The sequence below is a fragment of the Parablautia muri genome (genome assembly GCF_009917485.1).
Classification (GTDB): domain Bacteria; phylum Bacillota; class Clostridia; order Lachnospirales; family Lachnospiraceae; genus Suilimivivens; species Suilimivivens muri.
In genome coordinates, this window is the sequence record NZ_QZDT01000037.1 from 25,613 (window position 1) to 35,717 (window position 10,105).

The following is a 10,105-nucleotide window of genomic DNA, read 5'->3' on the forward strand; positions in this document are numbered from 1 at the left end:
ATGTAAGAAGTGCAGGACATATCAGCCCTGCACCCCGATAACAAAATCGTTCATCTGAAAAGAAAGCGCAATCGTTGTCCCTTTGTTTTCCGAATAAGCAGTAAGCCCTATTCCCAACTTATCGCAAAGACGCTTGCAAAGATACAAACCTATTCCAGTAGAATTTTTTCCAGTCCGCCCATTCCTGCCAGTAAATCCTTTTTCAAAAATACGGGGTAAATCACTTTTGGGAATGCCTATCCCATTATCGCTGATAGACAAAACAATCCTGTCATTTGTCTTTATTGTAGAAAAATGCAAAGCAGGATGTTCTGTGCGATATTTTATCGCATTGCCTATCATCTGATTTAAGATGAACCGTACCCACTTATCATCAGTGTAAACCCTGTTTTCTATATCCTCTATTGTAATCGTCATATTACTTTGGCGCAGGAGATATTTATTGTCTGCGATTGCACTATGCACAACATCACATAAGTCTATCTCACGAACAAAATAGTCTTTCTCTGTATGTTCACTTCGGGCATAATAAAGTGCTTGTTCCGTATATTGATTGATATTTTCTAACTCTGCCAGTATCTCTCTGGCAAAGGGGGAACGGTTATTCTCACAGAGCAGCTTCATTGCTGTAATCGGTGTTTTTACTTCATGTATCCACTGCTCAATATATTCTTTATATTCTTTTCGCTCATTCTGTATTGCACCTATTTTTTCAAGCATGGATTTTTCCGCCATCTTCATAATCTGATAAAAAACCTGCTCGTCTGCTTTCTCTGGTATCGTCATAATTTCCGGTATTAGATACCGTTCTTCTAACTGTTCTGTCATATCCAGTAATTTATTCAGATACCTTTTTCGCACATAGTAGACAACTGACAGATACGCGGTTAAGATAATGAGCCAAACTATAAAGATAAACAGAACAGTTTGAAGTCTGTTTCCACTTGCAAGTAAAAACAGGGCAAGTGCCAACATACCTATAAGGTTTACAAGAATAGCCGGTACTTGATTTTTTAGATATAGTCTTCCACTCATAATGTATATCCTTGTCTGTGTTTTGTTTTAATAAAATCGGTAAGCCCGATTTTATTAAGCTTATCACGAATACGTGTAACATTGACACTCAGGGCATTATCATCCACATATAGCTGATTATCCCAAAGGAAGTCCACAATGTCATTTCGGGAGCAAATTTTCCCGGCGTTCTTAAAAAGATAGTATAGGATTTTCAATTCATTTTTTGTCAATTCTACCTTTTGCTCCTTGTATTCTATTACGCTGCTTTCCAAATGCAGACTTACCCCGTTCCATGTGAAAAATTCTGCTTGCGAGGAAGGGTATGCCCGTTTTAACAATGCAGCAATTTTTGCAAGCAGGATTGCAGTGTTGTAAGGTTTTGTAATAAAAGCGTCACCCCCCAGCATAATGCTGTTCAGTTCGTCCATATCCGTGTTGCTGCTTGTCACAAACACAATGGGAATATCTGAAAAAGTGCGAATCTCCGAACATATTTCAAAGCCATTGTTCCCCGGCAGCTTTATATCCAAAATAACCAATTGCGGAGCAAAAGCCTTTACCTGCTGGATTGTCTGGGAAAAATCTATAACCGCAAGAACCTCATATCCATTCCCAGACAAAAGGGTTTTTAGCTGCGCCTGTATGGTAAGATCATCTTCAATGATTAGTATTTTCTGCTTCATGAAAACACCTCCCTGACACCAACATGCCGCCTTGCGGCACAAACATTATGTAAGTACAACCTATATGCTTTTCATGTACTGTTTCAGCTGATCATAAAAATTTTCTCTCGTTCCGGCCATAATCACAACAGTCACCTTATCCTCCAGATATTCTACTGTATATGCCAGCTCACAATTTGTTTTATTATAATAAATATCATACCCATACACCCCAGATAAATCTCCGGTTTTGGCTTCCCCAACTGTAAGATCCTCTTTTATCTTATCAACCGCTTCCTGATACAGCATTTTCAATTTCTTATCTTTCAATTGATTGATAAATTTCGCTGCAGACGGAAGAAAACGTACGTCTGTCATTCCTGATCCTCCGCACCAAAAACATCTTCATAGGAAATATGACCAGACTCTGAGGATGCAGCCTGCTCTGCATCCTCAAGCATTGCTTCAACGGCTGGGCGTACCTGCCCCTGTGCCTTTTTAAAACGCTCCAAAAGATTGGTACTTTCTGCCACAGGGCGGTATCTGAAGCTCACGGCCGAGGCGTTCCCGGACCTCGTTGGCAGGGTGAATGCCGCCTACGCGGACATCATACCGGATATGGAGGTGAAGACAGAGTATGAAGACGACTGAGTTTGCCCGGATCCTCAGCAGCTTTCTGTTGGACGAGCTGCCCATGGCAAGGAACCAAAGCAGGAATACCATATCTTCCTATAGGGACACCTATGTGAAACTGCTCACCTATTTCAGGGACCAGCTCGGGATCAACCCTGAAAAGCTGAATGTCAGCGACATGTCCAAGGAAAGGATATCCGGCTTCCTGAACTGGCTGGAAGCTGAATGCGGCAACAGCATAAGCACCCGTAACCAGCGGCTTGCGGCCATCCATTCACTGTTCAGATACATACAGATCCAGACTCCGGAATATATGTTCCAATGCCAGCAGGTCCTATCCATTCCCTATAAAAAGGCAGACAAAAAGCAGATGGGATACCTGAGCGAGGAAGAAACCAAAACACTTCTGGCACTGCCTGACGCATCGACAAGGAAAGGGCGCAGGGACCAGATGCTGCCCACCCTTCTTTATGACAGCGGTGCCCGTGTACAGGAACTTGCGGATCTCTGTGTCGGCAACGTACGGCTTGATGCACCTGCCCAGGTAAAGCTGTTCGGAAAGGGCAGAAAGAGCCGCAGCGTCCCACTGATGGACAAAACGGTATCTCTATTGAAACAGTATCTGTCTGAACATGGGCTTGATGGCCCGGCCCACTATGGGCATCCTCTGTTCTTTAATTCACAAGGGAAACAACTCACACGCCAGGGCATTGCATATATCTACTCAAAAAATATGCTTCTGGATGTGGCATTACAGAAATATCACCACACAAAAGCCGCCACACAAAAGCCATGCACCTGACAGAGGCAGATATAAATCCTATCTTCATAAGGGACTTCCTGTGTCACACGGATCTGAAAGTCACTGAGATATACTCAAAAACAAGCATCAAGATGAAGAAAGCGGCACTGGATAAAATGAAATCCGACAAGGACATAGTGCCTGATAAACCCAAAGCCGATTGGACGGAGGATAAATCACTCCTTGATTGGCTTAATGGACTTAAGCAATAATTATGGAAAGTAAATCCTGGCAGGTTCCGCTTATATATGGGAATCTGTCAGCGATAGTTACCATAATATTTTGCTTTCCATAATAGATTTTATGGAAAGCTTGTCATAAAATCTATGCACGTGCTAACCCGGAAATAAAAAGAAAGGCAATAGAAGAAGCATCTGCATCCATACTTCCGGAAGAAAAATTTGACAGGCAGGAAAAAGCTGATCTGATTGCATGGTTAAAAGAACTCATTTAATAATTATGGAAAGTCTTTCTTCGTAAGATTCCCTTAAAAATGGGAAAAAGGAAAAAGACTTTCCATAATAAATCACTATACATAAGCGGCTTTATGTATAGCTTTCCATAAGGCTGCAACAACTAAGCTACCAAAGGACATCAGCAATGCTAATATTCCAATGAAAATCGAAATGATTTCAAAAGCTGTCATCGGCGCCACCTCCCTTCCTATGTATTCCGGCACGCCGGTTTTCATAAACTCGGGAGGCTACCATCCTGTCATGGGTACTTTCCGTAGATGTATTGTAACACGAAGATATATGAATGGCAATTAGTTCTTTAGATTTCTTGCAGGTATCACGATATCCACCCCAAATCCAGTATTCATCAAATAAATAGAGCCATTTTAGAGCCAACAGGCATAAAGCAATCCCGGAAGCACTCATTTTATCAGCATTTCCGGGATTCTATCCGTTACTCGAACTCCCTATAGCCATAACATAATTTTTAAATATTTGATTGTTTTTTAAGGGTTTTCATAGCTATAATATCCATATTTCACGCCGTATTTGCAGTTTCAGAGCAAACAGGTATCATGCGGGTATCACAGATTTTCCCCTTGACTGCCATATCTACATGGTGCTAGCACCATGTAATTAACACTCCTAAAGAACAACTATTTGCTCTGCTTCAACTTTTCTAATATGGCTATCACATTCGGCTGCGTTGGCATAAATTTTACACCACGCTTCAGCATACCCATAACCTTTTTTGCTTTCTGTTCAATCTCTTTAGCAGTATGCTCACTTGTCAGCATCAAATGATTTCCGGCTATGGTATATTCTCGCTCTATGTACTCTGTTATTGGAAACATATCCTGTATCAAAAACGCACTTTGCCTGCTATCATCCAATTTCACAATATGGATAATATCACAGGGCTTTCCTGCTTTCTATTTCTTCTCTACAATTCGTTTATATTTATAAATTTGGCTGGACAAGGGTATCATCCAATAAATTCCTCTGCTTGTATCTTCAAAGCAATAATAGTGTGGTCTATTTCCTGCCTTATTGCCTTTGAGATATGGATCAGACATATCCTCAAAAAACTTGTCTTTTATAATATAAAACCCTGTTTTTTTCATTCGTTCCAACCTCACTACGGAAAAAAGTCCCCCACCTTGCGGCGAAGGACTATACTTTCGACCCAACCACTTATATACCGCATATTGGTCAGCGGTAAACTTTCTTTGTATCTACATTCTAACAAGCACAAAGAAAAAAGTCAATAAAACTTTCCATTAAAATTTTATGCCAAAATGGTTGATTATCTCAAAAAAGACTTGATTTACGGGCATACAAGCAGGATTTCAAGCTGAATTTACTACCAATTTACTACTTTTGAGGGAAAGAGCTTTGATATGCCGCCCGGAACCCTGCCAGCCCAGCCACCAGCACACAGCATTGAGAAAGAATAAATGAAAACTGAATACGACGCATACGCGGCGTTTCTCTATCCCAACACGGGAGAACAGGAACGCCGCTTTTTTTATGCCCTCATGTTACGCAGTAGGGGCAAAAAGAGCCTTGCTATATGCGGCTTTGCGGGCGCACTTTTGCCGGGGACAGGGATTTATACCTAACCCCGGCAAAATGGCGTTCTATCGCGTAACAAATCCACAATATCTGCCATATCATCAATATTCTTTTCGGTTGGTTTAATCTTTAGAAATTGGGTGAATATGTAAGCAAGTTTCTGTTTGGAAGTGCCTGCAAAGTTTTCAGCTTTTTCAAGAATTTCTTCCCAATGTTCGGTTATGGTCTTAGGAGGGGCAGAATCAATATCGCCTTTATGGGCATTCCTGATGTCTTTGATAATGGCGTGCATATCGTCATCAATCACATGGGAAAAGTATTCATTCAGTTCAAGGTGCTGTGCTTTCAGCGTGTTTAATTGCAGGTTGTATTCATCAGGATTGTGCCGCTTCATCAGTGCCTTTCTGCTTGTGTCCACCACAAAATTAAGTGATTTGATCTGCATATCAGCAAGACCGTCAACATATATCTCCAAGTCAAGCATGAGTTTTCGGAACTGTTCATGAGTGATAAGCTCTGACAGGAGCAGTGTGTTGATTTTGCGGTCTTTGAGAAGTGTCAGGGCAGCGTCACTCAGGTGCAGATTGGACAGGGCAATGTTGTCAAGCTGTCTGTTTTCAGTCATACCAAGCAGATAATCCGTTGATACTTCATAGAATTTTGCTAATTCGATGATGTTCCTATGGGGTATTTCTTTATAATCATCAGATTCATAAGAGCCAAGCGTGGAAGCAGGAATTTTTGTCTGCTGTGACAGTTGTTCTAAAGTCATTCCCTTTTCTACACGCAGGTCTTTCAGGCGTTCCTGTATGCTTAATTGCGTTTTCATAGATAAATCTCTCCTTTACGAAAACAGAATATCACACAAACAGGCGGATTCCTACCGAAAATTTCCAGCATGATAGAAAAAATCTGTTTTTTGGAAGATTTCTGACATGGTGGATATACGGGAAAGCAGGGCGTTTTGTTGGATAATGACAGTACAACTGAATGACTGTCCAAGCTGATATAAACCGCCAAGACCAATTTTAAGAAAATTTGAGCGCCAATATTGGACGACACAGTGCCGACAAGGGTTGCCTGTCAGGAAACAGCAAGGGGAAAACAGCAATGATAGAAAACCGCCCAAGATTGAGTATATTTATTTGGTACCGGAAGGGTACCGTTAAATTGGATTGGTGCCAGTTTCGGTACTGGAGAAAGGAGCATGGAATGAAATTATCAAGATATGAGCAGGAGGTTGTTATCAACTTTAATGCAGATGAAAGCGAAGCAACAATTTACACAGCTAATCTGGCATGGATACGGAAAATGGATAAGCTATGTAAAGAGTTTCCAGAGGTAATAAGGTTAAAGTCATGGACGGAAGTAAGTAAGACCTATGTTTTACCCAAAAATCTTGTCAGGATTGGGAAACCGAGAACATTAAGCGAAGCTCAGCTTAGACATTTACGGGAGTTGCAGAACAGGGGATAAGAATTTCGGATTGAGTGAAATGGGTAAAGTCAATAAAAGCAGTCACGTAACAGAAATCCATAAAATTCCGGAGTGTGGCGGATATTTAATGTATATATTGGTGCTTGTATACACAAATCTTGACGAAAACCTGCTCCCTGCATATAATTATTTCATTATAGATGAATTGAATTAACTGAAAGGCATGATGAAAATGGGCAAGCAAGTATTGTTGATAAATGATCTGGCAGGATATGGAAAGGTGGCATTATCGGTCATGCTTCCATTGATGTCATATATGGGGTACCAAATATATAATCTTCCCACTGCGTTAGTATCAAATACGTTGGATTATGGCAAATTCGATATTCTTGAAACAACAGATTATATGAAGAACACTATTAAAGTATGGGAGGAATTGGGATTCTGCTTTGATGTGATAGCGACAGGCTTTATTGTTTCAGAGGAGCAGGTAAAAATCATAGAAGAATTTTGTCGAAAGGAAAGCATGAAAGGAACCCTGATATTTGTTGATCCAATTATGGGAGATGAAGGAACCCTGTACAATGGAGTTACAGAGCAAACGGTTGCACATATGAAGAAACTGGTAGGAGTAGCCGATTATATTGTACCAAATTATACTGAAGCGGCCAGACTTACAGGAGTGGAGTATCATGAATCTGCAACAATCTCGGAGGTAGATGAAATGATTCAAAGGCTTGGTAATATGGGCGCAAAATCGGTAATCATCACAAGCATTCAGCAGGATGGCAAAGATGTGGTTGCAGGCTTCGATCATAAAACGAAACAAAGATTTACAATTCCTTTTTATAACATTCCGGTCAGGTTTCCGGGTACGGGCGATATTTTTTCTTCCGTTTTATTGGGAAAACTGATGGAGGGAAACAGCCTGTATGACAGTACAAAAAAAGCCATGGACACTGTGAGCAGCCTGATTGAAAACAATAGAAACAATACAGATATATATAAGGGAATACCGATTGAGAAGGAGTTGGAGGTGCTTAAAATATGAAAAAACCTGGAATCCAGATCACATTGATTGATCAAAAAGGCACGAAAGGATGTCATAGGGGTCACAAAATAGGTGATAGTTTTGATTTTGATACAGAGCGTGGAAAACTCTGTCCTATGGCTATGCATGTTGCATTTCCATATATTGATATTTTAAGATACGGCGGCGAAATACCCGGACAGGAGAAGGGGACAGCGGTTTTTGCCTGCCCTGATGTGGACACATTAAATGTCTTTAAAATAGAACGGATTGATGTTTGGGATGACGATTCGCCATAAGGTTGGCTTTTAATTGTACGATGTGACTGGTAAGTTTGTGGACTATTGGTTATAGACGATGTATAGATAACAGGAGGAAATGATATGACTGTTTCAGAAATCATGGTTAAAATGGTAAAGTATTCAAAAGGAAATCTTCATGATATCAATCATTTTATGAAAGTGTATGCCTATGCAAAAACGATTGCAGAGTGTGAGAAAGTAGCGGATGATGAACAGAGAATAATAGAAATTGCGGCTATTATACATGATATTGCGTGTCCTTTGTGCCGGGAAAAATACGGAAATACAAATGGAAAACTTCAGGAAAAAGAAGGCGCTGTATTAGCTGAAGAATTCCTGAAGGGTACAGGGCTGTCGAACGAGATGGTGAACCGTATCATCTTTTTGGTCGCACATCATCATACTTTTCAGGAGGTTGACGGGATTGATTACCAGATTTTGCTGGAAGCTGATTATTTGGTTAATGCTGACGAATCCGGATATCAGGAAGCCAATATCAGAAATGTTATAGATTGTGTTTTTAAGACATCATCAGGAAAAATGCTTCTGCAATCCGTTTATGGGATTGCAGAAGGCAACCGCTGATTTGATAACAAATATGTATTTTGTAAACAGGTCAATCTGCTATGTATAGATTGACCTGTTTTAATTTGTGGCATTTGGACTTAATTCAAAATGAGAATGAAAGGTTTTCAGAAGCCCTTCTTTTTGCAGCTTTGATAATTCTACAGACATTGCTGCACGTTCTACACAGAGGAAGTCGGCAAGCTGCTGGCGGTCAAAGGGAATGTCAAAAGAAAGTGATCCTTGTCTGGCTGCTTCAGCAGATAAATAGGAAAGCAGCTTATCACGTGTTTTTCGCTTGCTCATGTGCGTTATCTTCTCGTTAAACAACAGTGTCTTTTGGGCAAAAGCTGTAATCAGGTTTTTGATCAGGCGGTTATGATGGCTGCAGGCAGCGGAACACATGGTAATCAGGCGGTTCATATTTATTTCCACAATTTCACAATTTTCTGTCGCAACAACACTGACGCTGAGAACTGCATCAGGAATGGCGGCAAAGGGTTCGGCAAAGTAGTCGCCCGGCATAAGATTTGTCATAACGTTCCGGTTTCCCCATAAATCTTCCTGAATGACTAAAGCAGTCCCAGACGCAAGCAGGCTGATACAGTCCGTACAATCTCCTGCCTGAAGGATGTATTGATTTTTGGCGTTTTTTCTGACTTTTGCTCCGATACACTTTAGCGAGGTTAAAATCTCGTCATCGGATAATCCTGCAAACAGCGGGCATTTTTTTAATACGTTTAAAAATTTTTCCAAAATCTCACCTCTTTGTTTGAATTCAAACATACTTACTCTGCTTATTTTACTATAATGTAATCACCAAAGCAAGAAAATAAATAAAGGAGGATATCATGATAAAGTACGAGGAATGGAAGGATAAAAAGAAAGACTTCTTCAAAGTGGATGTACGCCATGTGCAGGGAAATTTCTTTCCCGGCTTACAAAGACGTGCCATGACGCTAAAAGCCGGGGAGGGAATTGAGGTCATACAGACTTTTGAACCTTACCCGCTATATAAGGAGATGGATATGCTGGGGTATATACATCATACAGAGAAGCTGGCAGAAAATGAGTTTCATGTCTGGTTTTACCGGACAGAGGAAAAAGAGCCGGAAGGCTCTGCACCATACCGTCCGCTTGCATTGCTGAATTATCCTATGATTGATGAGGACTTAGGGCGTATCGCGGCGGATTTTTGGCAGGCAACATGGCAGAGTGAGAAGCGCACTCTCCCCTATGAAATGCGTCTGCTCCTTTCCCTGACAAATGCAGTTGGCGCAGGAAGAATGAGGCAGGCTGTGCGGGAACTGGTAAAGGCATATATTTATGGTCTTGAATCCGCAGCGCTGGATGATGTGTTTGAACTTTTGGCATGGAATCAGGGGATCGGATTTTTCAGCTCGGAAATTGGACCTTCACCGCTTTTTCAAGCGTATAAGATGATTAAGACGCAGGAACAAAGAGGCATAAGCAGGGAAGAAATCTGCACCGAGATAAAAGAAAAGTTTGGCGAAAAAAATCAGGAAGTGCAAGTGTTGTAACAGGAAAGAAAGATAGGGAGCTTCCTGTATAATTCAAATATAGGGAATTCCAAGAAGGGTGGTTGATAAAAAAATACCTCAGAGTAA

General features: G+C 40.9%; 16 protein-coding genes. 8 read left to right on the top strand and 8 right to left on the bottom strand.

Annotated elements, in window-relative coordinates; genetic code table 11:
• Positions 1–21 precede the first annotated feature (21 nt).
• From D5281_RS17710 to D5281_RS17725, 4 genes are read right to left on the bottom strand one after another with little or no spacing between them, the layout of a single operon-like run.
• On the bottom strand, positions 22–1,035 hold the full coding sequence (locus D5281_RS17710) for a sensor histidine kinase (RefSeq protein WP_160561430.1): 1,014 nt from the start codon (positions 1,033–1,035) through the stop codon (positions 22–24).
• A complete protein-coding gene (locus tag D5281_RS17715) occupies positions 1,032–1,700 on the bottom strand; it encodes a response regulator transcription factor (protein ID WP_160561431.1) in 669 nt (222 codons plus the stop codon). The genes D5281_RS17710 and D5281_RS17715 overlap by 4 nt, the downstream gene beginning before the upstream one ends.
• Before the next feature lie 60 nt (positions 1,701–1,760).
• Positions 1,761–2,057, bottom strand: a complete 297-nt coding sequence (locus tag D5281_RS17720) for a type II toxin-antitoxin system RelE/ParE family toxin (RefSeq protein ID WP_160561432.1) — start codon at positions 2,055–2,057, stop codon at positions 1,761–1,763.
• The gene (locus D5281_RS17725; protein ID WP_160561433.1) at positions 2,054–2,233 is read right to left on the bottom strand and encodes a hypothetical protein; all 180 of its coding nucleotides are present in this window, start codon (positions 2,231–2,233) and stop codon (positions 2,054–2,056) included. The genes D5281_RS17720 and D5281_RS17725 overlap by 4 nt, the downstream gene beginning before the upstream one ends.
• Before the next feature lie 83 nt (positions 2,234–2,316).
• Here D5281_RS17725 and D5281_RS17730 point away from each other — a divergent pair, with 83 nt between their 5' ends.
• Both D5281_RS17730 and D5281_RS26995 read left to right on the top strand, forming a co-directional pair.
• A complete protein-coding gene (locus D5281_RS17730) occupies positions 2,317–3,114 on the top strand; it encodes a tyrosine-type recombinase/integrase (RefSeq protein ID WP_330585131.1) in 798 nt (265 codons plus the stop codon).
• Positions 3,072–3,326 carry a tyrosine-type recombinase/integrase gene (locus tag D5281_RS26995; RefSeq protein WP_334296622.1) on the top strand — a complete coding sequence of 85 codons (255 nt, stop codon included), beginning with the start codon at positions 3,072–3,074 and terminating at the stop codon, positions 3,324–3,326. The genes D5281_RS17730 and D5281_RS26995 overlap by 43 nt, the downstream gene beginning before the upstream one ends.
• Positions 3,327–4,225: 899 nt before the next feature.
• On the opposite strand, the gene D5281_RS17735 is transcribed toward D5281_RS26995, so the two are convergent.
• Together D5281_RS17735 and D5281_RS17740 are read right to left on the bottom strand one after the other, a co-directional pair.
• On the bottom strand, positions 4,226–4,435 hold the full coding sequence (locus D5281_RS17735) for a hypothetical protein (RefSeq protein WP_160561434.1): 210 nt from the start codon (positions 4,433–4,435) through the stop codon (positions 4,226–4,228).
• 66 nt (positions 4,436–4,501) lie between these two features.
• Positions 4,502–4,693 carry a hypothetical protein gene (locus D5281_RS17740; protein WP_160561435.1) on the bottom strand — a complete coding sequence of 64 codons (192 nt, stop codon included), beginning with the start codon at positions 4,691–4,693 and terminating at the stop codon, positions 4,502–4,504.
• A gap of 333 nt (positions 4,694–5,026) precedes the next feature.
• On the opposite strand from D5281_RS17740, the gene D5281_RS17745 reads away from it, so the two are divergent.
• Positions 5,027–5,191 carry a hypothetical protein gene (locus D5281_RS17745; protein WP_160258588.1) on the top strand — a complete coding sequence of 55 codons (165 nt, stop codon included), beginning with the start codon at positions 5,027–5,029 and terminating at the stop codon, positions 5,189–5,191.
• Here the strand turns inward: D5281_RS17745 and D5281_RS17750 are convergent.
• Positions 5,188–5,973, bottom strand: coding sequence for a helix-turn-helix domain-containing protein (locus D5281_RS17750; protein WP_120424604.1), 786 nt, complete (start codon positions 5,971–5,973; stop codon positions 5,188–5,190). The genes D5281_RS17745 and D5281_RS17750 overlap by 4 nt on opposite strands.
• Before the next feature lie 383 nt (positions 5,974–6,356).
• Between D5281_RS17750 and D5281_RS17755 the strand changes: the two genes are divergently transcribed.
• The 4 genes from D5281_RS17755 to D5281_RS17770 all read left to right on the top strand — a co-directional run bounded on the left by D5281_RS17755 (position 6,357) and on the right by D5281_RS17770 (position 8,498).
• The gene (locus tag D5281_RS17755) at positions 6,357–6,620 is read left to right on the top strand and encodes a hypothetical protein (RefSeq protein WP_004070548.1); all 264 of its coding nucleotides are present in this window, start codon (positions 6,357–6,359) and stop codon (positions 6,618–6,620) included.
• A gap of 193 nt (positions 6,621–6,813) precedes the next feature.
• Positions 6,814–7,632 (top strand): pyridoxamine kinase, encoded by an 819-nt coding sequence (locus D5281_RS17760; protein ID WP_004070546.1) that lies wholly within the window; start codon positions 6,814–6,816, stop codon positions 7,630–7,632.
• Positions 7,629–7,910, top strand: coding sequence for a TIGR04076 family protein (locus D5281_RS17765; protein WP_160561436.1), 282 nt, complete (start codon positions 7,629–7,631; stop codon positions 7,908–7,910). The genes D5281_RS17760 and D5281_RS17765 overlap by 4 nt, the downstream gene beginning before the upstream one ends.
• 84 nt (positions 7,911–7,994) lie before the next feature.
• Positions 7,995–8,498: an HD domain-containing protein gene (locus D5281_RS17770; protein WP_004070544.1), complete on the top strand. Its 504-nt coding sequence runs from the start codon at positions 7,995–7,997 to the stop codon at positions 8,496–8,498.
• A 60-nt stretch (positions 8,499–8,558) separates the two neighbouring features.
• Here D5281_RS17770 and D5281_RS17775 read toward each other — a convergent pair whose 3' ends face one another.
• Entirely contained in the window at positions 8,559–9,263 is a 705-nt protein-coding gene (locus D5281_RS17775; RefSeq protein WP_004070543.1) for a Crp/Fnr family transcriptional regulator, read from the bottom strand.
• 65 nt (positions 9,264–9,328) lie between these two features.
• Here D5281_RS17775 and D5281_RS17780 point away from each other — a divergent pair, with 65 nt between their 5' ends.
• The gene (locus D5281_RS17780; RefSeq protein ID WP_016283294.1) at positions 9,329–10,018 is read left to right on the top strand and encodes a DUF2249 domain-containing protein; all 690 of its coding nucleotides are present in this window, start codon (positions 9,329–9,331) and stop codon (positions 10,016–10,018) included.
• Positions 10,019–10,105 lie beyond the last annotated feature (87 nt).